General features: G+C 69.0%; 28 protein-coding genes. 17 read left to right on the top strand and 11 right to left on the bottom strand.

The features are described from left to right. Window positions 1–23 precede the first annotated feature (23 nt). Complete coding sequence (locus ACGLHS_RS21430) at window positions 24–947, bottom strand: LysR family transcriptional regulator (RefSeq protein WP_394483021.1); 924 nt, start codon at window positions 945–947, stop codon at window positions 24–26. Window positions 948–1,034: 87 nt separating this feature from the next. Here ACGLHS_RS21430 and ACGLHS_RS21425 point away from each other — a divergent pair, with 87 nt between their 5' ends. The 3 genes from ACGLHS_RS21425 to ACGLHS_RS21415 are packed head-to-tail and all read left to right on the top strand — an operon-like array spanning window position 1,035 to window position 2,917. Then, window positions 1,035–1,424, top strand: a complete 390-nt coding sequence (locus tag ACGLHS_RS21425; protein WP_394483018.1) for a DoxX family protein — start codon at window positions 1,035–1,037, stop codon at window positions 1,422–1,424. A gap of 30 nt (window positions 1,425–1,454) precedes the next feature. Beyond that, window positions 1,455–2,042 carry an NADPH-dependent FMN reductase gene (locus tag ACGLHS_RS21420; protein ID WP_394483016.1) on the top strand — a complete coding sequence of 196 codons (588 nt, stop codon included), beginning with the start codon at window positions 1,455–1,457 and terminating at the stop codon, window positions 2,040–2,042. Then, window positions 2,039–2,917 carry a pirin family protein gene (locus ACGLHS_RS21415; protein ID WP_394483014.1) on the top strand — a complete coding sequence of 293 codons (879 nt, stop codon included), beginning with the start codon at window positions 2,039–2,041 and terminating at the stop codon, window positions 2,915–2,917. The genes ACGLHS_RS21420 and ACGLHS_RS21415 overlap by 4 nt, the downstream gene beginning before the upstream one ends. A 33-nt stretch (window positions 2,918–2,950) precedes the next feature. Here the strand turns inward: ACGLHS_RS21415 and ACGLHS_RS21410 are convergent, their stop codons facing one another. Next, window positions 2,951–3,850: a LysR family transcriptional regulator gene (locus tag ACGLHS_RS21410; protein WP_394483012.1), complete on the bottom strand. Its 900-nt coding sequence runs from the start codon at window positions 3,848–3,850 to the stop codon at window positions 2,951–2,953. Between the two features lie 110 nt (window positions 3,851–3,960). Here ACGLHS_RS21410 and ACGLHS_RS21405 point away from each other — a divergent pair, with 110 nt between their 5' ends. The 11 genes from ACGLHS_RS21405 to ACGLHS_RS21355 all read left to right on the top strand — a co-directional run bounded on the left by ACGLHS_RS21405 (window position 3,961) and on the right by ACGLHS_RS21355 (window position 14,404). Then, window positions 3,961–4,701: an SDR family oxidoreductase gene (locus tag ACGLHS_RS21405; protein ID WP_394483010.1), complete on the top strand. Its 741-nt coding sequence runs from the start codon at window positions 3,961–3,963 to the stop codon at window positions 4,699–4,701. 76 nt (window positions 4,702–4,777) lie between these two features. Continuing rightward, entirely contained in the window at window positions 4,778–5,983 is a 1,206-nt protein-coding gene (locus ACGLHS_RS21400) for a M20 aminoacylase family protein (protein WP_394483008.1), read from the top strand. Between the two features lie 48 nt (window positions 5,984–6,031). Then, a complete protein-coding gene (locus ACGLHS_RS21395; RefSeq protein WP_394483006.1) occupies window positions 6,032–7,027 on the top strand; it encodes a tripartite tricarboxylate transporter substrate-binding protein in 996 nt (331 codons plus the stop codon). A gap of 118 nt (window positions 7,028–7,145) precedes the next feature. Beyond that, window positions 7,146–7,844, top strand: coding sequence for a glycine zipper 2TM domain-containing protein (locus tag ACGLHS_RS21390; protein ID WP_394483004.1), 699 nt, complete (start codon window positions 7,146–7,148; stop codon window positions 7,842–7,844). A gap of 167 nt (window positions 7,845–8,011) precedes the next feature. Further along, window positions 8,012–8,926, top strand: a complete 915-nt coding sequence (locus ACGLHS_RS21385) for a dihydrodipicolinate synthase family protein (RefSeq protein ID WP_394483002.1) — start codon at window positions 8,012–8,014, stop codon at window positions 8,924–8,926. Between the two features lie 48 nt (window positions 8,927–8,974). Next, on the top strand, window positions 8,975–10,108 hold the full coding sequence (locus ACGLHS_RS21380) for a branched-chain amino acid ABC transporter substrate-binding protein (RefSeq protein ID WP_093242492.1): 1,134 nt from the start codon (window positions 8,975–8,977) through the stop codon (window positions 10,106–10,108). 13 nt (window positions 10,109–10,121) lie between these two features. After that, a complete protein-coding gene (locus ACGLHS_RS21375; RefSeq protein WP_394482999.1) occupies window positions 10,122–11,060 on the top strand; it encodes a 4-hydroxyproline epimerase in 939 nt (312 codons plus the stop codon). Between the two features lie 11 nt (window positions 11,061–11,071). After that, window positions 11,072–12,175: an NAD(P)/FAD-dependent oxidoreductase gene (locus ACGLHS_RS21370; RefSeq protein ID WP_394482997.1), complete on the top strand. Its 1,104-nt coding sequence runs from the start codon at window positions 11,072–11,074 to the stop codon at window positions 12,173–12,175. Continuing rightward, entirely contained in the window at window positions 12,172–12,420 is a 249-nt protein-coding gene (locus ACGLHS_RS21365) for a (2Fe-2S)-binding protein (protein ID WP_394482995.1), read from the top strand. Before ACGLHS_RS21370 ends, ACGLHS_RS21365 begins: the two co-directional genes overlap by 4 nt. Next, window positions 12,417–13,697 carry an FAD-dependent oxidoreductase gene (locus tag ACGLHS_RS21360; RefSeq protein WP_394482993.1) on the top strand — a complete coding sequence of 427 codons (1,281 nt, stop codon included), beginning with the start codon at window positions 12,417–12,419 and terminating at the stop codon, window positions 13,695–13,697. The genes ACGLHS_RS21365 and ACGLHS_RS21360 overlap by 4 nt, the downstream gene beginning before the upstream one ends. Continuing rightward, entirely contained in the window at window positions 13,694–14,404 is a 711-nt protein-coding gene (locus ACGLHS_RS21355; protein WP_394482991.1) for a GntR family transcriptional regulator, read from the top strand. The genes ACGLHS_RS21360 and ACGLHS_RS21355 overlap by 4 nt, the downstream gene beginning before the upstream one ends. A 7-nt stretch (window positions 14,405–14,411) precedes the next feature. Here ACGLHS_RS21355 and ACGLHS_RS21350 read toward each other — a convergent pair whose 3' ends face one another. Next, entirely contained in the window at window positions 14,412–14,633 is a 222-nt protein-coding gene (locus ACGLHS_RS21350; protein ID WP_394482989.1) for a 4-oxalocrotonate tautomerase family protein, read from the bottom strand. A gap of 114 nt (window positions 14,634–14,747) precedes the next feature. Between ACGLHS_RS21350 and ACGLHS_RS21345 the strand changes: the two genes are divergently transcribed. After that, the gene (locus tag ACGLHS_RS21345) at window positions 14,748–15,680 is read left to right on the top strand and encodes a fatty acid desaturase family protein (protein WP_394482987.1); all 933 of its coding nucleotides are present in this window, start codon (window positions 14,748–14,750) and stop codon (window positions 15,678–15,680) included. A 10-nt stretch (window positions 15,681–15,690) separates the two neighbouring features. Here the strand turns inward: ACGLHS_RS21345 and ACGLHS_RS21340 are convergent, their stop codons facing one another. Beyond that, the gene (locus tag ACGLHS_RS21340; protein WP_394482985.1) at window positions 15,691–16,578 is read right to left on the bottom strand and encodes an EamA family transporter; all 888 of its coding nucleotides are present in this window, start codon (window positions 16,576–16,578) and stop codon (window positions 15,691–15,693) included. A 119-nt stretch (window positions 16,579–16,697) separates the two neighbouring features. Between ACGLHS_RS21340 and ACGLHS_RS21335 the strand changes: the two genes are divergently transcribed. Beyond that, the gene (locus tag ACGLHS_RS21335; RefSeq protein WP_394482983.1) at window positions 16,698–17,588 is read left to right on the top strand and encodes a LysR family transcriptional regulator; all 891 of its coding nucleotides are present in this window, start codon (window positions 16,698–16,700) and stop codon (window positions 17,586–17,588) included. Here ACGLHS_RS21335 and ACGLHS_RS21330 read toward each other — a convergent pair. The 3 genes from ACGLHS_RS21330 to ACGLHS_RS21320 form a co-directional block, all read right to left on the bottom strand. Next, a complete protein-coding gene (locus ACGLHS_RS21330; RefSeq protein ID WP_394482981.1) occupies window positions 17,522–18,148 on the bottom strand; it encodes a hypothetical protein in 627 nt (208 codons plus the stop codon). The genes ACGLHS_RS21335 and ACGLHS_RS21330 overlap by 67 nt on opposite strands. Window positions 18,149–18,167: 19 nt before the next feature. Beyond that, complete coding sequence (locus ACGLHS_RS21325) at window positions 18,168–18,488, bottom strand: hypothetical protein (protein ID WP_394482979.1); 321 nt, start codon at window positions 18,486–18,488, stop codon at window positions 18,168–18,170. An 87-nt stretch (window positions 18,489–18,575) separates the two neighbouring features. Beyond that, window positions 18,576–18,746, bottom strand: coding sequence for a hypothetical protein (locus tag ACGLHS_RS21320; RefSeq protein WP_172672148.1), 171 nt, complete (start codon window positions 18,744–18,746; stop codon window positions 18,576–18,578). Between the two features lie 59 nt (window positions 18,747–18,805). On the opposite strand from ACGLHS_RS21320, the gene ACGLHS_RS21315 reads away from it, so the two are divergent. After that, the gene (locus ACGLHS_RS21315) at window positions 18,806–20,278 is read left to right on the top strand and encodes an MATE family efflux transporter (protein WP_394482976.1); all 1,473 of its coding nucleotides are present in this window, start codon (window positions 18,806–18,808) and stop codon (window positions 20,276–20,278) included. Here ACGLHS_RS21315 and dbpA read toward each other — a convergent pair. The 4 genes from dbpA to ACGLHS_RS21295 form a co-directional block, all read right to left on the bottom strand. Beyond that, entirely contained in the window at window positions 20,244–21,683 is a 1,440-nt protein-coding gene (gene dbpA, locus ACGLHS_RS21310; protein ID WP_093242516.1) for an ATP-dependent RNA helicase DbpA, read from the bottom strand. The genes ACGLHS_RS21315 and dbpA overlap by 35 nt on opposite strands. Before the next feature lie 84 nt (window positions 21,684–21,767). After that, on the bottom strand, window positions 21,768–22,040 hold the full coding sequence (infA, locus tag ACGLHS_RS21305) for a translation initiation factor IF-1 (protein ID WP_015867950.1): 273 nt from the start codon (window positions 22,038–22,040) through the stop codon (window positions 21,768–21,770). 60 nt (window positions 22,041–22,100) lie between these two features. After that, window positions 22,101–22,361, bottom strand: coding sequence for a hypothetical protein (locus ACGLHS_RS21300; RefSeq protein WP_394483537.1), 261 nt, complete (start codon window positions 22,359–22,361; stop codon window positions 22,101–22,103). Window positions 22,362–22,754: 393 nt separating this feature from the next. Then, on the bottom strand, window positions 22,755–24,011 hold the full coding sequence (locus ACGLHS_RS21295) for an MFS transporter (RefSeq protein WP_394482972.1): 1,257 nt from the start codon (window positions 24,009–24,011) through the stop codon (window positions 22,755–22,757). Window positions 24,012–24,036: the final 25 nt, after the last annotated feature.

Genomic DNA, 24,036 nt, shown 5'->3' with positions numbered 1-24,036 from the left:
GGAAACCGAAAAGGCGCTGGCGGCTAGGCTTTCCCCGGCGGGGTGGGCTCCTGCAGCACATCCATCTGGCCCAGCTTGCCGATCACGGTGTCGATGAAGGTCGACACTGCCAGCGGCAGGTGCTTGCGGCTCGGGTAGACCACGCTCAGCCCTCGGCCGGTGTACTGGTACTGCGGCAGCACCGGCACCAGCAGGCCTTCCTGCTCGTCGCGCGTGGCCATCGACGGCGGCAGCTGCGTGATGCCCAGCCCGGCCAGCGCGGCCTTGCGCAGCGCCTGCGCGGTGTTGCCGGTGAAGCGGCCCGTCACCTGCACTTCTTCTTCGCCATCGGGGCCGGCGAGCCGCCAGGTGGTGTGGCCGGTGGGGTGCGGCGGGGTCACGCAGTCGTGGTTCACCAGGTCCTGCAGGCTGGCGGGCTGGCCGCGTCGCGCGATGTAGGCGGGGCTTGCCAGCAAGCCGCCGCTGCGCGTGGCCAGCCGCCGGCCGATGTAGCCTGAATCGCGCAGCACGCCGCCACGGAACGCCACGTCGATCCGCTCGGCGATCAGGTCGGCGGGGGCGTCGCTGAGCACGAAGTCGAGCTTGACCAGCGGATGGGCCGCAAGGAAATCCGCGATCCATTCCATCGGGAAGAAGTCGAAGAAGTCCGCCGGCGCGGCCACCCGCACCAGCCCGCTTGGCGCCTGGCCGCCCGCCACCAGTTCCTGCCCCGCCGCGACCAGCCCATCGACCGCGCCGGCGCAGCGGTCATGAAATTCCTGCCCCGCGCTCGTCAAGGTCAGCTTGCGCGTCGACCGCTGCATCAGCCGGGTGCCCAGTTGCGCCTCGAGCTGCTGGATGCGCCGGCTCACGGTGTTGGGCGGCAGGCCCAGGCGCCGGCCGGCCTCGGCAAAGCTGCCGTGGCGCACCACCTGCACAAACATGGCGATGTCGTTGAGGTCGAGCATGGCGGGTTGATTCCTTCGGATTTTGGACGAGTGCAATCCGACTCTACCGTCTAGTCGATCAGTGGGTGCGTGCCTAACCTTCTGCCCATGACTTCTTCAACACCCCTTGCCTCCCCCACCCAGCGTCGCATCGTCTGGGGCGTTCGCATCCTTCTGGCGCTGGCTTTCGGCGCGGCTGGCGCATCCAAGCTGGCCGGCGTGCCGCAGATGGTCCAGGTCTTCGATGCCATCGGCTTCGGCCAGTGGTTCCGCTATGTGACCGGTCTGGTCGAAGTCGGCGGTGCCGTGCTGCTGCTCGTGCCGGCGACCGGTTTCCTCGGCGGTCTGCTGCTGGCCGTGACGATGGTCTGCGGCGTGGCCACGCACCTGGTGCTGATCGGCGGCAACCCCGCGCCGGCGGCGGTGCTGGCGCTGCTGTCGGGCTTCGTCGCCTGGCGCCTTCGTCCCGTGTCCCGGCTGGCCGTCACGGCGGCCTGACCTCTTTCTTTCAATTTCTTGGAGCACCCCATGACCCAGCAACAACAACCCCGCATCGGCATCATCCTCGGCTCGACCCGCGAAGGCCGCTTCGGCGAAAAGCCCGCGCAGTGGATCCACGACATCGCGAAGCAGCGCACCGACCTTGCCTTCGAACTGGTCGACCTGCGCGACCATCCGCTGCCCTTCTTCAACGAAGCCGGCGCGCCCGCCTGGGGCCCGGTGAAGAACGAGGCTGCGCAGCGCTGGCAGGCCAAGCTGGCCACCTTCGACGGCCTGGTCGTCGTCACGCCCGAATACAACCACGGCCCCAGCGCGGTGCTGAAGAACGCGATCGACTGGGCCTACAAGGAGTTCGTCCGCAAGCCGATAGGCTTCGTGGGCTACGGCGGCGTGGGTGCGGCGCGGGCCGTGGAGCAGCTGCGGTTGGTCGCGGTCGAGATGCAGATGGCGCCGGTGCGCAACGCCGTGCACATCGGCATGGTCGAGTTCATGGGCATCTGGCAGCAGGGCAAGACCTTCGAAGATTTCCCGCATCTGGCGCAGGCCGCCAAGGGCATGCTGGACGACATCACGTGGTGGGCCAAGGCGCTGAAGACCGCGAGGGAGGCCGCATGACCACCGCCACTGCAACTGCAACCGGCACGGCGACCGACACCGAGGCCCGCGCCATCGTCTACCGCACGCGCGGCTCGAAGCACGGAGCGATCACGCGGCTCGTGAGCCCGGGCGACCTGGGCGAGTTCCTCAAGCCCTTCGTGTTTCTCGACCTGTTCGGCTTCAACACCGAGGGCGGCCACAAGGGCTTCGGGCTGCATCCGCATTCGGGCATTGCCACGCTCACCTGGCTGATCGAGGGCGACACGCTCTACGAAGACACGACCGGCGAACAGGGCGTGCTGCTGGGCGGCGGCGTCGAGTGGATGCGCGCGGGCAATGGCGTGTGGCACACCGGCGCGCCCGCGCCGGGCGTCCAGCGCGTGGAGGGCTTCCAGCTGTGGGTGGCGCTGCCGGCCTCGGAAGAAAACGCACCGGCCCAGAGCATCTACCTCGCGCCCTCGCAGGTGCCGAAGGAAGGCCCGGCGCGCGTGCTGCTCGGGCGCTACGGCGCGGCGCAAAGCGCCATTCCGGCGCCGTCCCCGATGAACTACCTGGCCGTGCAACTGAAAGACGGCGAACACTGGCGCTACACGCCGCCCGCCGGCCACACGGTGGGCTGGGTTGCGGTCAACGCGGGCCGGCTCGGCGCGGGCTACAGCGCCGGTGGCCCCGTCGGTGCCGGCGAGCTGGCGGTGTTCGAGGAATCGGACGCGGCCCTCGACTTCGTGGCGCATGGCGACACGTCCTTCGTGCTGGGCTCGGCGGTGAAGCATCCGCACGAACTGGTGATGGGCCACTACTCGGTGCACACGAGCCGCGCGACGCTCGACCAGGGCGAGGCCGAGATCCGCCGCATCGGCGCGAAGCTGCGGCAGGAAGGGCGGCTCGGCTGACGCTTGCTGGCGCAAGCCCCCTGGCGCGGCCCTTCAGGTGCCGCGCCCCAGCGTCTGCTGCAGGAAGGCGATGAAGCTTTCCAGCTTCGGCGGCATGTGGGTGTCGGGCAGATGCACCACATGCACCGGCCACGTGGGCGCCGGCCAGTCGGGAAAGAGGCGCACGAGCCTCCCTGCCTCCAGGTCGTCTTTCAGCATCAGCTCGGGCTGCAGGATCACGCCCAGCCCCGCGAGCGCAGCCTCGCGCAGCGCCATGCCGCCGTTCACGTCGAGCCGGCCGCGCACGGTGATGCGCTCGGCGCCCTTGCCGTCGGGCCGGGGAAAGCGCCAGTCGCGCTCGGGCCCGGTGGCGAACAGGAAGGCCAGGCAGTTGTGCTGCGCCAGGTCGGCGGGCACCTGCGGATGCCCGTGATGCGCCAGGTAGGCGGGCGACGCACAGGCCACGCGCGGCGACGGTCGCAGCGGCCGCGCGATCAGGCCCGAATCGGGCAGCTCGCCTGCGCGGATCGCGGCGTCAAAGCCGTCTTCGGCCAGGTCGACGAAGCGGTCGTTGAGCGACAGCTCCACCTGCACGTCCGGGTAGCGGTCCAGGTAGCTCGCGAGCACCGGCACTAGCGCCCGCGTGCCGTAGGTGACGGGGCAGCTCACGCGCAGCCGGCCGCGCGGGCTGGCCTGCATCTCGCGGGCGTCGAGTTCGGCCGAATCGACCAGCGCGAGGATCTCCACGCACCGTGCGTGGTAGCGCTTGCCAAGCTCGGTCAGGCTCTGGCGCCGCGTCGTGCGGTTGATCAGCCGGCCCTTCAGGCGCCGCTCCAGTTCGCGCACGTGGTTGCCGACCATGGTGGGCGTCATGCCGCTGCCTTCGGCGGCGGCGGCGAAGCTGCCGCGCTCGACCACGCGCGCAAACATCGCCATGCTGGTGAGGCGGTCCATTCGCAAGTCTTGTTAAGGAGTGATCGAAGAGTTGGCCCGTTTATCAAACGAGTGTGCGGAATGATAGTCGTGGCCTTGTCGTTCCATTCATCACCTGCACGGGGCCTTTCATGACCATCGCATCCAGCGCATTCCCTCTCCAGAACCAACGCGTCGTCCTCTTGGGCGGCACCTCGGGCATCGGCCTTGCCACGGCGCAGGCGGCGCTGGCCGCCGGTGCTTCGGTGGTGGTCGTGTCTTCGCGCAGCCAGCGTGTGGCCGAGGCCCTGGCCGTGCTCGGCGAGCGCGCCGAGGGCCACGCGGTCGACCTCGCCGACGAGGCCGCGGTGCGCGGCCTGTTCGAGCGGCTCGGGTCTTTCGACCACCTCGTCTACAGCGCCGGCGAATCGCTGCAGATCGGCCTGCTGGCCGAGACCGGCATCGACGCGATCCGCAAGGCCTTCGACGTGCGCGTCTTCGGCGCCATCGCCGCCGTGAAGCACGCGGCGCCGCACCTGCGGCCCGGCGGCTCGGTGGTGCTGACCAGTGGCGTCGCCAGCCTGCGGCCGCAAAAGGGCTGGACGGCGGGCGCGAGCATCTGCGGCGCCATGGAGGCCTTCACGCGCGCGCTGGCGGTGGAGCTGGCGCCGATCCGCGTCAACCTCGTGAGCCCGGGCTTTGTCCGCACGCCGCTGTGGGCCGGCATTCCCGAGGCCCAGCGCGAGGCCATGTACGCCGAGCGCGGCGCGGCCCTGCCGGTGGGCCGCGTGGGCGAGCCCGAAGACATCGCGCAGACCTATCTTTACCTCATGACCAACCGCTACGCCACGGGCCAGGCCGTGGTGGTCGACGGCGGCGGCGTGCTGGTCTGAGCACGGCAGGCAGGCGGCGCCGGCCTGCGACAGAATCGTTCGCTTCGAGAACGACTTCTGCCACCGCAGCCCCGCCATGAACATCGTCGATTCCTTCGCCAGCAACGTCGCCCGCTTCGTCGACATCCGACGCGACATCCACGCCCACCCCGAACTCGGATTCGAGGAGCACCGCACCTCCGAGAAGGTCGCCGGCCTGCTCACCGAATGGGGCATCGAGGTGCACCGCGGCATTGCCGGCACGGGGCTCGTGGGCGTGCTGCGCAAGGGCACCGGCAGCCGCACCATCGGCCTGCGCGCCGACATGGACGCGCTGCCGCTGCACGAGGCCAACGAGTTCGCCCACAAGTCGACGAACCCCGGCCGCATGCACGCCTGCGGCCACGACGGCCACACGACGATGCTGCTGGCCGCCGCGTGGCACCTGTCGCAGCAGGGGCCCGACGATTTCGACGGCACCGTGCACTTCATCTTTCAGCCCGCCGAAGAGATGGGCAAGGCCGGCGCCAAGAAGATGATCGACGAGGGCCTCTTCGAGCGCTTTCCGTGCGACGCGGTCTTCGGGCTGCACAACTTCCCCGTCGGCGACGTCGGCCGCTTCGCGCTCAACGAAGGTGCGCTGATGGCGTCGAGCAACACCTACAAGATCACCGTGCATGGGCGCGGCACCCACGCCTCGATGCCGCACACCGGCATCGACCCGGTGGCCGCGGTGGTCACGCTGGCGCAGCAACTGCAGACCATCGTGGCGCGCACCATTCCCAGCACCGAGCGCGCACTGCTCGCGGTCACGCAACTGCAGGGCTCGGATGCGCCCAACGTGATTCCCGACGTGGCGACGGTCGGCGGCACGATCCGCACCTTCTCCATCGAAGCCATCGACAAGCTCGAGGGGCGGCTGCGCGAAGTGGCGGCCGGCGTGGCGGCGGCGCATGGCTGCACGGCCGAGGTGTACTTCAACCGTTCTTCGCCGCCGACCGTGAACCATCCGGCCGAGGCGCGCTTCGCGGCGGGCGTGATGCGCGAGGTGGTGGGCGACGACATGGTCACCGACAACTTTCCCGCCGTAATGGGTGCCGAAGACTTCGCGCACATGCTGCTCGCGCGGCCCGGCTGCTATGCGTTCCTCGGCAATGGCGACGGCGACCATCGGCTCGACGGCCACGGGCCCGGCCCTTGCATCATCCACAACACCTCGTTCGACTTCAACGACGAGATCATCCCGATCGGTGCCAGCTACTTCGTGAAGCTGGCGCAGCGCTGGCTGGCGCCGGGTGCCTGACATTCCTTCCCTGTGTCGACGACGATGAAAAAGAAAGCGGTCCTCACGATGCCTTCGACCCTGCTCACCCGGCGTTCCTTTTCCGTGTCTTCCGCATTCGCTGCGCTCGCCACGGCCGCTGCGCTCTGTGCCATCGCACCGGCCCACGCGCAGCAGCAGCGCGTGCTGCACATCGTCGTGCCCTTCGGCACGGGCGCGGTGCAGGACACGGTGGCGCGTGCCTTCAACAACGAACTGGGCGCCGCGCTCAACGCCAGCGCCATCGTCGAGAACCGCGCGGGCGCGGGCGGCACCGTGGGCGCGGCCCTGGTGGCGCGCGCGCCGGCCGATGGCAACACGCTGCTCCTTGCAGCCGCCAGCCACAACATCGCGGGCTTTCTCTACAACAAGCTCAGCTACGACCCGTTGAAAGACTTCGTGGGCGTGGCCAACGTCGGCAACGCGGGCTACGTGCTGGCGGTGGCCAGCGGGCTCAACGTGTCGAACACGGCCGACTTCATCAAGGAGGTCAAGGCCCACCCCGGCAAGTACAACTACGCCTCGGCCGGCAACGGCAGCGCCACGCACCTGGCGATGGCGTCGTTTCTTGCGAAGGCGGGGCTGCAGATGACGCACATCCCGACCAAGTCGACCGGCGAGGCCGTCAACGAAGTGCTCGCGGGCCGCGTGCAGGCCGTGATCTCGTCGAGCATCGGCGTGATCGGCTTTCAGGACGATGCGCGCGTGAAGCTGCTGGCTTCTACCGGCCAGTCGCGCAGCCCCTTCCTGCCGAAGCTGCCGACCGTGGCCGAAAGCGGCCTGCCGGGCTACGCCTTCGATTCGTGGATCGGCCTGCTCGCGCCGGCCGGTACGCCCAAGGCCGAAGTCGAGCGCATCAACATCGCGGCCAACAAGGTGCTGGCCGATCCGGCGATCCAGGAGCGCTTCAAGCGCCTGGGCGTGGAGCCGCGCAGCCAGAACCCGGAAGAATTCCAGAAGCTGCTGCGCACCGACTGGGACGCGATGGGCGCGGTGGTGAAGGCGTCAGGCGCAAAGATCGACTGACAAGGTGCGACGGCTGGCGGGCCGTGTAGGACGCCAGTCAATTGACAACGCGCCGGCCTCGGCCATGCTCCCTGATGGATTCCGATGCATCCGGCATCGGACGGAAAGGGACTTTTTCATGGACTCGACGACACCGCTCGACCCCGCGCCGGGGCAGCAAGTGAGCAAGTCGCCCAAGGCGTTGTGGGCCGTGATCGGCGTGCTGGCGGCAGTCGTGGTGGCGCTTGCCGGCGTGTTGATTCACAAGCAGGGCGGCGACACCAGCGCCAGTGCGCCGCCGCCCGCCGTGCTGGCCGCCGCATCGCCCCGTGCGCCGGACGACTTCAAGCCGGAAGCCATGCCCGCGGCGCCCGTTGCACCGCCCACGGGCGCAGGCGCGGCACCGCCGGCCATGGCTGCCGCGCCGATGCCGGCACCCGCCAGGGCGCCGGAGCCGGCCCCGATGCAGGCCATTCAGCCCGGCCCGGCGCCACCGCCTTGCGCAGTCTGCGGCCGCGTCGAATCGGTGCGGTCGGTACAGCGGGAGCAACGCACCACGGGTGTTGGCGCGGTGGCCGGCGGCGTGGTGGGCGGCCTGGTCGGCAACCAGTTCGGCCACGGCGGCGGACGCGCGGCAACCACGGTGCTGGGCGCGGTCGGCGGCGGCTTCGCGGGCAACGCCATCGAGAAGCATGTGCGCACGGTGACGGTCTACGAGGTCGGCGTGCGCATGCAGAACGGCACGCTGCGCACCGTCGAGACCCGGAGCGCGCCGCCCATCGGCAAGCCGGTCATCCTCAAGGGCAACCAGCTGCGCCCGGCGGACGGCCGCAAGTAGGCGCCAGAACCCCGCGAGCCCGCGGGTTCGTGGGCTCGCGCCGCCCCCGGATATCACACAAACAGCCCACCCGGAAGAGCGCTTGCCCCACGGGCATCTTTTGGATATATCTTTAATATATTTAAAATGCGGCGCTTCCACCCCGCACATCCCACAGGAGCGACAACGTGAGCAATCCCCGCTGGCAAGGCATCTTCCCCGCCATCACCACCAAGTTCCACGCCGACGAAAGCATCGACGCCGAGGGCACGGCCCGCCACATCGACTTCCAGATCCGCAACGGCATCCACGGCCTCGTGACCTGCGGCTCGCTCGGCGAAGCCAGCACGCTGACGCTCGAAGAAAAGCTGCAGGTCGCCAAGATCGCACTCGATGCCGCCGATGGCCGCATCCCGGTGCTGGCCAACGTGTCGGAAACCAGCACGCGCGAGGCGCTGCGCTATGTCGATGGCGCCAACAAGCTCGGCGTGGCCGGCTTCATGGTGATGCCCTCGGTGATCTACGTGGCCGATGCGCGCGAGGCGATGCTCAATGTGCGCACCATCGCCAACGCGGCGCAGAAACCGATCATGGTCTACAACAACCCGGTGGCCTACCGCGTCGACCTGAAGCCGCAGCACATGGTCGAGCTGGCCGACTGCGAATGGATCGCGGCCATCAAGGAGAGTACCGACGACATCCGCCGCATCACCGACTTGCGCAACACCGTGGGCGACCGCTACCAGCTGTTCCTGGGCGTGGACGACCTGGCCTACGAAGGCCTGGCGCTGGGCTGCGATGGCCTGCTGGCCGGTGTCGGTTGCGCGTTCCCGCGCGAGACGGTGGCGCTGTACGACCTGATGAAGGCGGGCAAGTTTGCCGAAGCGCTCAAGCTCTACCAGTGGATGACGCCGATGCTGCACCTGGACGTGTCGACCAAGCTCGTGCAGAACCTGAAGCTCATCGACGTGCTGGTGGGCGTGGGTTCCGAGCACATGCGCCGTCCGCGCTTGCCGCTGATCGGCGAGGAGCGTGCCTTCATCGAAGGCGTCGTCAAGAAGGCGCTCGCTACGCGTCCTGCCCAGTACCAGTCGGTCATGTAATCGCTTACAACAACAGCCCTTTTCATCGTCCCCAACCTAGGAAGAAGCATGAAGACAAAAGCAAGCATGGTTCCGTTTCTAAGCCTCGTGGCCCTCGCCGTTGCTGGCCAGGCGTATGCGCAGGAGCAGGTGGTCAAGATCGGTCACAGCGGTCCGCTGTCGGGCCCCAATGCCTTCGCGGGCAAGGACAATGAAAACGGCGTGCGCCTGGCCATCGAGGAACTCAACGCCAAGAAGATCGCCGTCGGCGGCAAGACGCTGAAGTTCGAGCTGGTCTCCGAAGACGACCAGTGCGACGCCAAGACCGGCGTGAGCGTGGCGCAGAAGTTCGTGGACGACGGCGTCAAGTTCGTCATGGGCCCGTACTGCTCGGGCGTGGCCATTCCGGCGTCGCGCATCTACAGCGACGGCGGCGTGCTGCTGTCGACCGTGGGCACCAACCCGAAGGTCACGCAGGGCGGCTACAAGAACCTGTACCGCATCATCGCCAGCGACAACCAGATCGGCGGCGCCATGGCGGTCTATGCGGCCAAGGTGCTCAAGGTCAAGAAGGTCGGCGTGATCGACGACCGCACCGCCTTTGGCCAGGGCCTGGCGGAAGAGTTCAGCAAGGAAGCCAAGGCACAGGGCCTGACGGTGGTCGGCCAGGAGTTCACCACCGACAAGGCGGTCGACTTCACCGCCATCCTGACCAACATGAAGGCCAAGGCGCCCGAGGCCATCTTCTTCGGCGGCTATGCGCCGCAGGCCGCGCCCATGGCGCGCCAGATGAAGCAGCTCGCGGTGCCCGGCAAGCTGCTGGGCGGCGACACCGTCTGCAGCCCCGCCACCGGCAAGCTCGGCGGCGATGCGGTCAACGACCTGGTGTTCTGCGCGCAGGGCGGCTCCATCCTCGAGAAGGCGCAAAGCGGCCCGGCCTTCAAGGCCAAGTTCAAGCAGCGCTTCAACGTCGATGCCGACGCCTACGCCGCCTCGTACTACGACCAGGTCATGTTCATCGGCCAGTCGATGCAGAAGGCCAACTCCATCGACCCCGACAAGGTCGGCGCCGAGCTCTACAAGACCACCTACAAGGGCGTGGCCGCAACCTACGCCTACGACGACAAGGGCAACATGAAGCAGGCGCCGATCACGGTGTTCACCTTCAAGAACGCAGCGCCCGTTCCCCTCGCCAGCTACTGAGCCCGAAGACACCATGCACCGCATCCAGATCATCGACTCGCACACCGGCGGCGAGCCCACGCGCCTGGTCATCGGCGGCTTTCCCGATCTGGGTGGCGGCAGCATGGCCGAGCGCCGCGCGCTGCTGGCCGAGCGGCACGACAAGTGGCGCGCGGCCGCCGTGCTCGAGCCGCGCGGCAGCGACGTGGTGGTGGGTGCGCTGCTGTGCGAACCGGTGTCGAAGGACGCGGCCGCCGGCGTGATCTTCTTCAACAACGCCGGCTACCTCGGCATGTGCGGCCACGGCACCATCGGGCTGGTCGCGAGCCTGGCGCACATGGGGCGCATCGGCGTCGGCGAGCACAAGATCGAAACGCCCGTGGGCACCGTCACGACCACGCTGCATGCCGATGGCTCGGTGAGCGTGCGCAACGTGCCGGCCTACCGGCACCTGCACCAGGTGGCGGTCGATCTGCCCGGCCACGGCACCGTGCGCGGCGATGTGGCCTGGGGCGGCAACTGGTTCTTCCTGGTGAGCGAACACGGCCAGCGCGTGGCGAGCGACAACCTCGCCGCGCTGACCGACTACACCGCGGCACTGCGCCGCGCATTGGCCGCGCAAGGCATCACCGGGGCCGACGGCGCGGAGATCGACCACATCGAACTCTTCGCCAGCGACGAAGGCGGTGGCGCGGACAGCCGCAACTTCGTGCTGTGCCCCGGCAATGCCTACGACCGTTCGCCCTGCGGCACCGGCACCAGCGCCAAGATCGCCTGCCTCGCGGCCGACGGCAAGCTCGCGCCGGGCGCAGTGTGGAAGCAGGCCAGCGTGATCGGCAGCGTGTTCGAGGCCAGCTACGCGATGGACGGCGACAAGGTCATTCCCACGCTGCGCGGCCGCGCGCACATCAGCGCCGAAGCCACGCTGCTGATCGACGACGAAGACCCGTTCGGCTGGGGCATACGGCTCTAGTGCCGGGCGGCATGGACGCGGATGTCATCGTCATCGGCGCCGGCATCGTCGGTGCCGCGTGTGCCCACGCGCTGGCACAGGCCGGCCGCCGGGTGCTGGTGCTCGATGCCCGCATCGGCGGCGCCACGGGTGCCGGCATGGGCCACCTCGTGGTGATGGACGACAACCCGGCCGAACTCGCGCTGAGCCGCGATTCGATCGCGCGCTGGCGCGCCCTTGCGCCGCGCATGCGCGAAGACTGCGCGTACAGCCCCTGCGGCACGCTCTGGATCGCAGCGAACGAAGAAGAAATGGCCGAGGCCGAACGCAAACAGCAACGGCTGCGCGCACACGGCATCGACAGCCGGCTGCTCGACGCGGCCGCGTTGGCGCAGGCCGAGCCCGCATTGCGCCGGGGCCTCTCGGGCGCGCTCGAAGTGCCGGGCGACGGCATCCTCTATGCGCCGAACGCGGCGCGCTGGCTCATCGACGAAGGCGGCGATGCGATCCGCGTCGAGCAGGCGAAGGTCGAGGCCATCGAAGACGATGGCACCCTGCGACTGGCCGATGGCAGCCGCCGCACCGCGCCGCAGGTCGTGCTGGCCAACGGCATCCAGGCGACGACGCTCTGCCCCGAACTGCCGATACGCCCGAAGAAAGGCCACCTGCTCATCACCGACCGCTATCCGGGCACGGTGCATCACCAACTCGTCGAACTCGGCTATGTGACCAGCGCGCACCACAGCGATGGCGACTCGGTTGCGTTCAACGTGCAGCCGCGCCCCACGGGGCAACTGCTGGTGGGCTCGTCGCGCCAGTTCGACACGACCGACCCGGCGGTCGAAGCACCGATGCTCGCGCGCATGCTCCAGCGCACGCTCGATTACCTGCCGGGGCTGGCCCATCTGAATGCCGTGCGTTCGTGGACCGGCATGCGTGCCGCCACACCCGATGGCCTGCCGCTGCTGGGCAAGCATCCGTGGCGCGACAGGCTCTGGCTGGCGGTCGGACACGAAGGCTTGGGCGTGACCACCGCGCCGGGCAGCGCGCACCTGCTCGCTGCCCTGATGACCGGCGCCGTTCCCGATTTCGACGCCGCGCCCTACGCGCCGCGCGGCTTGCTGGAGGCAGCATGAGCGAGCACACCTTGCTGCACATCGACGGCCACCTCGTGCGCGTGAAGAGCGGTAGCTCGGTCGCGGCTGCACTGCGCGTTGCGGGCGGCATGGGCGTGGCGCGCACCTCCGTCGGTGGCCAGCCGCGCGCGCCGTTCTGCGGCATGGGCGTGTGCCAGGAATGCCGCGTGCTGGTCGATGGCCGGCGCAGGCTCGCCTGCCAGACCGTCTGCGGCGAAGGCATGCGCGTGGAGACGACCGAATGAGCGGCACGGCGCACGAACATTGCGACCTGCTGATCGTCGGCGCGGGTCCGGCTGGCATGGCCGCGGCGGTGGCTGCGGCGCCGGGTGGCGCATCGATCGTCGTCATCGACGACAACCCCGCGCCCGGCGGCCAGATCTGGCGCGACGGACCCGGCGCGGCGTTGCCACCGGCGGCGCGCAAATGGCGCGAGGCGCTCGCACGCCACGCCAACATCCGCGTGCGCAGCGGCACGCGCATCGTCGCCGTGCCCGCCGCCAATGAATTGCTGCTCGAAGATGCCGAGCGCGCCACGCGCATGCAGTGGAAGAAGCTCATCCTCTGCACCGGCGCGCGCGAACTGCTGCTGCCCTTTCCGGGCTGGACGCTGCCCGGTGTGACCGGTGCGGGCGGCCTGCAGGCGCTCATCAAGGCGGGCATGCCGGTCGAGGGCGAACGCGTCGTCATCGCGGGCAGCGGGCCCTTGCTGCTGGCCGCCGCGGCCACGGCGCGCGCGGCGGGGGCGAAGGTGTTGCGCATCGCCGAGCAGGCATCGCTCGCGTCGGTCGCGGGTTTTGGCGCGAGCCTGCTGCGCTGGCCGGGCAAGGCAGCGCAGGCGGCGACGCTGGCCGATCCGCAGTACCGCACGTCGTCACGCATCGTCTCGGTACAAGGCGCAACGCAGGTCGAATCGGTGCGGCTTCGGCAAGGCGATGGCGAGGTCGAGATCGCATGCGCCCGCGTGGCCTGCGGCTTCGGTCTCACGCCCAACACGCAGTTGGGGCAGTTGCTCGGCTGCGCGCTCACGCCCGCGGGCTTCGGCGTTCAGGCCCTGGCGGTCGATGCGCGGCAAGCCACCAGCGTCCCCGGCATTTATGCGGCTGGCGAATGCACCGGCTTCGGCGGCAGCGAACGCGCACTGGCCCAGGGCACCATCGCTGGCTACGCAGCCGTGGGCAACGAGCCCGCCGCCAAAGCGCACGAGGGCGAACGTGCTCGATGGAACGCCTTCGCCGCACGGCTGCATCGCAGCTTTGCATTGGCCCCCGACCTCCGGCAGATGCCGCAGCCCGACACGCTCGTGTGCCGCTGCGAAGACGTGCCGTTGTCCTCTCTCTCGGATTGCAGCGGCTGGACCGATGCCAAGCTGCATCGCCGTTGCGGCATGGGCGCCTGCCAGGGCCGCGTGTGTGGCGATGCCGCGCAGTTTCTCTTCGGGTGGACGCCGCCCGTGCCACGCCCGCCGCTGTCGCCCGTCCGCATCGCCACGCTGGCGGGCCAAGAGGAGGCCCGACAATGACGCCGCAGCAGCGGCATCCGCCGCAGAAGAAACCCATGGCCGCCCCGAAGAAGACCGTTCCCCGCCCCCCGCCCAAGCGCCGCGCCGCCGACGTGGCCTATGACGCCATCGAGACGCTGCTGTCGACCATGCAGCTCGAACCCGGCAGCCAGATCGCCGAGGCCGACCTCGCCGAGCGCACGGGGCTCGGCCGCACGCCGGTGCGCGAGGCGCTGATGCGCATGGTGTCGATCGGCCTCATCGTGCAGCAGCCGCGCCGTGGGTTGCTGGTGTCGACCATCGACCTGGCCGACCACCTCGACGTGATCCAGACCCGGCGCGTGCTCGAACGGCTGATTGCCGCCTGCTCGGCGCGCCGCGCCACCGCGCCGCAGCGCACGGCCATCGTGCGTTGCGCCGAGGCCATGGTCGAGGCGGCGGGCCGTGGCGACCTCAACGACTACATGCAGGCCGACCGCGCGCTCGACCTCGTCAACCACCAGGCCAGCCACAACGACTCGGCGGTGAAGGCGGTGGTGCCGCTCATCGTGCAATGCCGCCGCTTCTGGTACGCCTACCAGCACGAGGGCGAGATCGTGGAAGGCGCCAACGCGCACCTCGAACTGGCGCAGGGCATCGCGACGGGCAACGAGGCGGCGGCCGTCGCGGGCGCCAACCGCCTCATGGACTACCTCGAGCTCTTCGCCCGCAAGATCATCGACAAGTGAGCGCCGGCTAGCCGCCCGCTCTTTGCCGGCGTTGCCGCAGCACCGTCGCGCTTTCTCCGCCCTGGCCCCAGTTGTCGGGGTCGATCTCGTCGATCAGCACGGTCACGTCGTCGGGCCGTTTGCCCAGCACCTCCTGCAGCAGCTTCGTGGCGCCGGCGATGAGCGCGGCTTTCTGTTCGCGCGTGGCGGGCTGTTCCCGGCGCGCGAGGCGGATGGTCACGAGGGGCATGGCGGGAGTCCTCCAACGGGTCGATGGCAAGTCAGGTGCGGGCGATTCTGCCAAGCGTGCACTTCGGGGAATTCCGCGTGTTCCCGCGCACCCATGCGGCGCATACTGGCCCGCATGGCCGCCGCACCCCGAGCCCAACCCGAAGATTTCTTTTCCACCGACGAGTGGCAGGCGCTCACCACGCGCTCGTCATGGAAGGGGCTCTGGCTGGTGGTGCATTGCTGGGGCGTGATCGGCGCGGCGATGCTGGCGGGCATCGTGTGGCCGTGGACCATTCCGCTCATGGTGCCCATCGTCGGCACGCGGCAGCTGGGCCTGTTCATCCTCATGCACGACGCCGCGCACGCGGGCCTGCACCGCAACCGCAAGGTCAACGACTGGGTCGGGTACTGGCTGTGCTCGTCGACGCTGCGCGACTACCGGCCGTACCACCTGCAGCACCATCGCTTCGTGCAGCAGACCGAAGACCCCGACCTCGTGCTGTCGGCGCCCTTCCCGATCACGCGTGAATCGATGTGGCGCAAGGTCGTGCGCGACCTGAGCGGGCAGACCTTCTACAAGCAGCGCTTCGGCCACATCGCCGAAGGCATCCGCAAGCGTGCGCCGGGCGAGTCCGCGCTGAAGGTGTTCGGCCGCGAGATCGCGAAAGACCGGCGCTTTCTCATTGCCAACGGCCTCGGCTTTCTGGCGTTCGCGCTGGCCGGCTATTGGTGGGCCTGGCTGCTGATGTGGCTGCTGCCGATGGCGACATGGCTGCCGCTCGTGAGCCGCGTGCGCAACATCGCCGAGCATGCGCTGGTGGCGCAGAACGAGGCCGATCCGCTGCGCCAGGCGCGCACCACGCACGCAGGTTGGCTCGAACGCATCTTCGTGGCGCCCTACTGGGTTAACTACCACTGCGAGCACCACATGTTCACCAACCTGCCCTGCTGGAGCCTGCCGAAGGCGCACCGCCTGCTGCAGCGCCAGGGCGCGACGGCGCGGATGGAAGTGCAACCCGGCTACCTGAGCCTGCTCAAGCGCGCGACCTCGCCCCAGCCCGCCTGACCCCGCTTCGTCAGCGGGCCGCGGGCACCGCGCGCACCAGCGGCTGGGCGCCACGCTGCGCATGCTGGCTGAGCCAGATGCTCGCGATCACGATGGCGATGCCCACGATCTGCGGCACCGACAGGCTCTGCCCCAGCAACGCCCAACCGAGGATCACCGCCGTCACCGGGCTCAGGAAGGCCAGCGGCGCGATGGCCGAAGGCTCCAGCCGTGCCACGCCACGAAACCACACGATGTAGGTCAGCGCGGCACCGACCAGTCCGAGCCAGGCAAAGCCGATCCAGTTGGTGAGGCTGAGCGCGGGCAGCGGCGGCTCCAGCAGCAGTGCCACCGGCAGCAGCAACAGGCCGCCGGCCGTCAGTTGCCATGCGGTGAACACCAGCGCCGACACCGGCGGCTGCCAGCGCCGGCTGAGCACGGTGCCGAAGGCCATCGACACGGCCGCTGCAATCGCGGCGGCGATGCCGATGCCATCGAGCGCGGCGTTCGGCGTGAGCACCAGCAGCGCAACGCCGCCGATGCCGACCACCGCTGCCGCCACCGACAGCGCACGCACCGGCGAGCCCAGGAAGACGCTCGCCAGGAACACCACGAGCAGCGGCTGCACCGAGGTGATCGTCGCGGCCACGCCGCCCGGCAGCCGGTAGGCCGCAAGGAACAGCATCGCCCACAGGATCGAGAAGTTCAGCGCCCCCAGGATGAAGATGCGCCCCCACCACGCCCGCTCGGGCAGCTTGCGCACGATCAGCAGAAGCAGCAGCCCGGCCGGCAGCGCGCGCAGCAGCGCCACCGTCAGCGGGTAGTTCGCCGGCAGCATCTGCGTGGTGACGATGTAGGTGCTGCCCCAGATGGCCGGCGCGGCAGCGGTAAGAAGGACGTCGGTGGCGCGGCGGGTCATGGCGGGCTCTCTTTGCTTCGAATGGCGGTACGTGTGTGCCGTCAAATCTAGTCAATTGACCATGGGTTGTGAATGACCAAATAATGAATTGATCATTTACCTTCAGTCGTGAATCAACGATGGACCATCTCACCGCCCTCAAGGTCTTCCGCACCACCGCGAGCACCGGCAGCTTTGCCGGCGCCGCGCGGCAGATGGGGCTGTCGGCCGCGGCCATCAGCAAGAACATCGCGGAGCTGGAAGCGCACCTGAAGGTGCGGCTCATCAACCGCACCACGCGCAGCATGAGCCTGACCGAAGCGGGCGCCGCGTACCACGAGCGGCTGTCGCGCATCCTCGACGACCTCAGCGAGGCTGATGCCGCGCTCGCGCCCATGGGCAGCAGCCCCGGCGGCGTGCTGCGCGTGAGCGCGCCGCTGACCTTCGCGCTGACCTGCATCTCGCCGCACATCCCCGCTTTCATGGACCGCTACCCGAACCTGCGGCTGGAGCTGAACCTGCAGGACACCCGCACCGACCTCATCGGCGAGGGCTACGACCTGGCGATCCGCGGCAGCGACCGGCTCGAAGACTCCAGCCTCGTCGCGCGCGAGCTGATGACCATGACGCACGTGCTGTGCGGCGCGCCCGCGTACTTCGCCGCCGCCGGCCGGCCCGCGCAGCCCGAAGACCTGAAGGCGCACAACTGCGTGCAGTTCACGCTGTCGGGCCATGCGAATAAATGGACCTTCAGCCGCGCCGGCCGCAGCGTGGCCGTGGCCATCGACGGGCGCTACAAGGTCAGCTCCAGCATCGCCGTGCGCGACGCGCTGCTGGCCGGCTTCGGGCTCAGCCTGGTGCCGCGCATCTATGTCGAGCAGGAGCTGGCCGAGGGCCGGCTCGAGGCGGTGCTGGGCGACTGGGAGGCCGACAGGACGCCGGTCTACGCGGTCTACCCTTCGCGTCACCTGGCGGCCAAGACGCGTGTCTTTGTCGACTTCCTGGTCGAGCGGTTTTCTTCGTCGCGCTGACCGCGTTGGAGGCGGATCACCTCGTAGCCGCGCGCGTCGGGCAGCGTGTCGACCACTTCTTCCGCATCTTCCTGCCCGGTCGCGAAACGGTAGACGAGGTAGCGCTTGCGCGTTTCGATCCGTCCGCCGGGCGGAAACACCAGCAAGCGGTCCTTGGGGCCGAGGTACAGCCAGCCGGGCGCATTGCGCTCCGCGAAGGCGAGCTGCACGAAGCGGCCCGTGCGCGGTTCGCGAAGCACGACCAGCCCTCTCGGATAGCCGGCCGACATGAACTCGCCCTGCACCACCATCGCGCGCTGGCGGGCGCCCGCGCATTGCACGCGCACGCCGGAACCGCGCGAATCGTCGGGCTCGCCACCGAACAGCGGGTGGCGCGCGTCGCGGCCCTGCGCTAGGTGATAGACGGCGGTGTCGGCGATGGGATGGTCGCGCGAGAGCGTCACGACAGCATCGGGCCCTTTGCCCAGCGCGCATGACACCGGCATGCGGCCGGCCAGCGCGGGAAGCGCAAGCAGCGAAAGCAGCGAAAGCAGGAGCAATGCCGCGGCAGCGCGTTGCATGGCCGCGCCCGTGGCTCAGTCAGTCTTCAGCGGGCGCCGGCTCCGGGCCTTCCCAGCCCAGCAGCTCGGCCAGCCGCTGCACGATCCATCCGGCTTCGGCGGACGACACACCGGATTCCGCCGTCGCCAGCCCCGCGTGGATGCGCCGCAGGATCTCGCTTTCGACCGGCACCTCGGTGTGGTGCTGGATCTGCGCGTGGCCCACGAGGTGGTTGGCCAGGTCCTCGCAGATCTCGTAGCGCTCGCGCACCACGCCGATCGGTTCGCACAGGCGCTGGCGCGCATCGCTGTAGACCGCGAAGAACGAGGGCGGGATGAAGATCTGGTTGTCGTCGGACATCGCGGTTTCAGTCTTGGGGCTCGCCCAATGACAAAACGCGCCCGAGGGCGCGTTCGTCGCGGCTCTGGCGAGCCAACGGGGGCTGGATCAGCCGCCCTTCTTGGCGCGCTTGCCGGGGTTCTTCTTGCTGCGCGTTGCAGTGCCGCGTTCCAGGCTGACCTTCTGGCCGCCACCCGACTTGGGCAGCGTGTAGCCGGGCAGCGGCGTCGGCTTCGGGGTGGCAACGCGTTCGGCTTCGGTACGGAATGTCTTGGGCATGAAAAGCTCGGGTAAAAGTAATGTTCGAACCCGCAATTAGGCCACATCGAGGATTTCACATGCCAATAACCGAAACGGCGGGTGCCGTCGAGCGTCCGCGCTTCGTTTCGGGCTCGCTGCTGCGCCATGTCTGCGTCATGGCCGGCACCGGTGCCATCGGGTTGATCGCGGTGTTCGCGGTCGACCTGATCAACCTGTTCTACATCTCGCTGCTCGGAGAGAAAGCGACGGCCGCGGCGGTCGGCTTCGCGGGCGTGGTGGGCTTCTTTCATGCGTCGCTGTGTATCGGGCTGACCATCGGCATCGCGGCGGTGGTGTCGCACACGGTGGGCGCGGGCCGCACTGGCGACGCACGCCGCATCGCCACGGCGAGCCTGGTGCTGATGGCGGCGCTGTCGGTGGTGGCGGGCAGCGGCACGGCGATCTTCCTGCATTCCGCGCTGCATGCGCTCGGTGCCGAAGGCGAGACGGCGCGGCTTGCGCAGCGCTACCTGTCGGTGACGGTGCACACCCTGCCGCTGCTGGGCATCGGCATGGCGAGTTCGGCGCTGCTGCGCTCGGTCGGCGATGCGCGCCGCTCGATGGTGGTCACGCTCGCGGCGGCCTTCGTGACGGCGGTGCTCGATCCGATATTGATCTTCGGTTTTGGCCTGGGGCTCGACGGCGCGGCCATCAGCGCGGTGGTCTCGCGCATGGTGCTGGCGGCCATCGGGCTGCACGGCGTGCTGGTGAAGCACCGCATGCTCGGGCGCTTCGAGCCGTCGCGGCTCGGCGGCGATGCGCGTGCACTGGCTGGCGTGGCGGGGCCGGCGGTGCTGACGAACCTTGCCACGCCCGTGGGTGCAGCCTTCGTCACGCATGCGGTCGCGCAGTTCGGGCCTTCGGCGGTGGCGGGCGCGGCCACCATCGACCGGCTGACGCCGGTGGCCTTCGGGCTGGTCTATGCGCTCAGCGGCGCGGTCGGGCCGATCCTGGCGCAGAACCTGGGCGCGGGCCAATACCGCCGCGTGCAGGAAGGGCTGCGCGACAGCCTGCTGTTCATGGTGGCGTCGGTGGCCGTGGCGTGGCTGGTGCTGGCATTGGGGCAGGGCGTGCTGATCCGCGCGTTCTCGGCCGATGGCCTGGCGGCGCAGCTGATCTCGCTGTTCTGCAGCTGGCTGGCGCCGAGCTTCTTTTTTGCGGGCGGGCTGTTCGTGGCGAACGCCTCGTTCAACAACCTCGGGCATCCGCTGCTGTCGACCGCGTTCAATTGGGGGCGTGCCACGCTGGGCACCATTCCGTTCGCCTGGTGGGGCTCGCACCATGGTGCGGCCGGCGTGCTGATCGGGCAGGCCGTGGGCTCGTCGATCTTCGGCTTGCTGGCGGTGGTGGTGGCGTTCCGGCTGGCCGCGAAGCTGGCGCGGCAAGAGGCACCGGATGCGGCCTCGGCGCCGGCGCCGGTGCTCGACGCACCGGTGGCGCCTGCATCGGCGCTCGCCACGCCGCAAGCCGGGGCGGCTACAGGTCCTGCAGCGTCAGCAGCCGGACCTTGACCGACTTGCCCTTCACGCGGCCGCTGGACAGCTTGCGCACCGCTTCTTCGGCGATCGCGCGGTCCACCGCCACGTAGGTCGAGAACTCGTTGACGTTGATCTTGCCGACCTGCTCCTTGGCATAGCCGCAGTCGCCGGTGAGCGCGCCCAGCACGTCGCCGGCGCGGATCTTTTCCTTGCGGCCGCCCACGATCTGCAGCGTGGCCATCGGCGGCTGCAGCGGTGCGCCCTTGCCGGGCGTGAGCTCGGCCAGTTCGTGCCATTCGGACTCGCGGCCCTGCAGCTGTTCGATCTTTCCGACGCTGCCCATCTCGTTCATGCTGGCCAGGTTCAGCGCGAGGCCTTCGGCATCGCCAGACTGCCCCACGCGGCCGGTGCGGCCGACGCGGTGGATGTGGATTTCGGAATCGGGCGTCACGTCGACGTTGATCACCGCTTCGAGCTGCGCGATGTCGAGGCCGCGCGCGGCCACGTCGGTGGCCACCAGCACCGAGCAGCTGCGGTTGGCGAACTGCACCAGTACCTGGTCGCGCTCGCGCTGCTCCAGCTCGCCGAACAGCGCCAGCGCGCTGAAGCCCTGCGCCTGCAGCACCTCGACGAGGTCGCGGCACTGCTGCTTGGTGTTGCAGAAGGCCAGCGTGCTCACGGGGCGGAAATGGTCGAGCAGCAGGCTCACGGTGTGCAGCCGGTCGCTGTCCTTCACCTGGTACCAGCGCTGGCGGATCTTGCTGCCTTCATGCTGCGCCTGCACCGTGATCTGCTGCGGGCTCTTCATGAACTGCTGTGCCAGCTTGGCGATGCCTTCGGGGTACGTGGCCGAGAAGAGCAGCGTCTGGCGGGCCGAAGGGCACTGGCGCGCCACCTTCACGATGTCGTCGAAGAAGCCCATGTCCAGCATGCGGTCGGCTTCGTCGAGCACCAGCGTGTTGAGCGCCGAGAGGTCGAGGTTCTCGCGCTCCAGGTGGTCCATGATCCGGCCGGGCGTGCCCACCACGATGTGCGCGCCGTGCTCTAGGCTCGCAATCTGCCCGCGCAGCGCGACGCCGCCGCAGAGCGTGACCACCTTGATGTTTTCTTCCGCGCGCGCCAGGCGCCGGATCTCGGTCGTGACCTGGTCGGCCAGCTCGCGCGTCGGGCACAGCACCATCGCCTGGATGGCGAAGCGGCGTGCGTTGAGGTTGGCGAGCAGCGCCAGGGCAAAGGCGGCGGTCTTGCCGCTGCCGGTCTTGGCCTGGGCGATCAGGTCCTTGCCGAGCAGCGCCGGCGGCAGCGCGGCCGCCTGGATCGGCGTCATCTGCGTGTAGCCGAGCTGCGTGAGGTTGGCCAGCATCTGGGGCGAGAGTGCCAGCGCGGCAAAGCCGTTGTCGGCTGGGGTGCCGCCGGCTGTGGGATTGGGTGTGGTCATCGTTCAGCAGCCGGAGAGCGCAAAAAACAAAAGCCTTGCCGGCGCCCGTCGCGGGGCGCCGCAAGGCCCTTCGTCAGTCGCGGATCAGCGGCGAGGTGCGTTGTTGTTGCCGGAGTTGGTCGGCGGCGGGCCGCGACGTTCCAGGTGACGGAAGGTGATACGGCCCTTGGTCAGGTCGTAGGGCGAGAGTTCGAGCGACACCTTGTCACCCGCCAGGATGCGGATGTGGTGCTTGCGCATCTTGCCGCCGCTGTAGGCGATCAGCTGATGGCCGTTGTCCAGCGTGACGCGGTAGCGCGAGTCGGGCAGGACTTCGGTCACTGCGCCGTTCATTTCGATCAGTTCTTCCTTGGGCATGTGTGGTTACCTCTGAATCTCGTTCGATGTGTGTTGGATATGAAGATGGGCGTGATTGTTTCAGCCTGCGCACGGCAAGGCGAGCGGTGCCTGGCGCGTGTTGCGCTCGCGCACCCAGCAAAGGCCTTGGTCGACGGCATAGCGCAGGGCGGCGGCGTGGCTGGCAAAACGCGGCGTGAAACGCATCACGCGGTCGTGCATGCCGCTGCCGTGGCCGGAGCGGATCGAGACGGAGGCGGCGAAATTGCCGTCGTCCTGGTGTCGAATGAGCGGGGAAACAAGGTACTTGCCCACCGCGATACTGTGTTGAATGATGTCCATGAAGCCTTGGCGCAGCGCGTGAATGTAGAACAACGCGAAGCGCCTGAAAAATAATTGAAAACGGGCGTGGGCCGGCCGGAATGGCGCGGCGGACGCGCTATTCGCTTCAACAAAAACGAAGGCAGTGGTGGCAATCATGGGCGCCCGGTCTGGCGCTCCAACACACTGGGGAGCCGGCTGAAAGTGTGGGGGCCTGAAGAATCCAAGGGACAGTTGCAGGTCAGCCGGCAATATGACGAAGTGCTTCGTCGTGGTATCGAAACGAACCCGCCATTATAGCTTGCGGGGCATGACAGTTGCTTGTCTTAAAAACAACGCTTGAATGATCCAGGCCTCCAGCGGGCGTCATTCAAGCGTTGTTTGCTATCAAAAATATAGTAATTCGGCGCTTGCTCAGGCCGCTGCCGGCGTCGTCGGCAGCGAATCGGCCGGCCGTGCCCTCTTGTGCGCCGCGCGCAACAGCAGCATCAGCCCCGCGAACTGGCAGGCACTGCCCACCCATCCCACCGCGCTCACGCCGAACAGGTCGATGGCCACGCCGCCCAGCGCCGAGCCCGCCGCAATGCCGAGGTAGATCGCCGAGGCGTGCAGCGACAGCGTCATCGGTGCGCGCTCCGGTGCCAGGCGAATCAGCCGCACGGCCTGCCCCGGGCCGAAGCCCCAGCCCGCGAAACCCCACAGCGTCGACAGGCCCACGATCAGCGGCAGCGCCAGCCCGTGCGGCAGCATTTGCGCCGAGAACGACAGCCCGCCCAGGATCACGACCAGCATCAGCGCGAAGCCCTGCGCCATGCGGTCGGCGCCGAAACGGTCGGTGGCCCAGCCGCCGGCCGCGGTGCCGAAGGCCGCCGCCACGCCGATGGCGCAGAACACCGCGCTCACGCCCTGCGCCCCGAAGCCCAGCGTGCCCGACAAAAACAGCGAGACATACGTGTAGAAGCTGAAGCCGCCCGTGGACCAGAGCATGCTGACCAGCAGCGCCGGCAGCACGCCCGGTGCCCGCGCCACGGCAAAAGCCGACGTGCGTTCGGTTGTCGTGGTCGCCGGTGTCGCCACCAGCGCCAGCTTGCGCGGCAGCCCCAGCACCAACCCCCAGGTCGCGAGCGCCGCCACCGCGGCGATCAGCAGGTAGGCCGTGCGCCAGCCGCCCCAGCCCGCGATCCAGGCGCCCAGCGGCACGCCGAGCGCCACCGCCAGCGTGCCGCCACCGGTCACGATGGCCAGTGCCCGTCCGCGCAGCGCCGGCGAAACCATGGCCGCCGCCACCGCGCTGGCCGTCGGCAGGAACACGCCCGCCACGAGGCCCAGCGCCACGCGTGCCAGCGCCAGTTGCGCGAAGCCGTGCGCCATCGCCGCCGCCAGCGTCAGGCCCGAGAAGGCTGCAAGGCTGGCGATCAGCAGCGGCCGCCGGCCGACGCGTGCGAACAACGCGGCCATCAGCGGTGAGCCGATGGCGTAGCTCAGCGCGAACAGCAGCACCAGCTGGCCGGCCCGCGTGGCGCTGACCTGCAGGTCGGCCGCCAGCAGCGGCAGCAGGCCGGCGACCATGAAGCTTTCGGTGCCGATGGCGAAGGCGCCCAGTGCGAGCCAGGCCAGGCCGAACGGCAGGCGTTCGGTGGGTGGCTGCGGGATTGCGGGTTCGGTGTTCATGAAGGACTCCGTGGCGTTGATGTTC

Source organism: Variovorax sp. VaC1 (genome assembly GCF_043658315.1).
Taxonomy (GTDB): domain Bacteria; phylum Pseudomonadota; class Gammaproteobacteria; order Burkholderiales; family Burkholderiaceae_C; genus Variovorax.
Note: the sequence above shows the minus strand (reverse complement) of the source record. Positions and strands in the feature narration are given on the sequence as shown.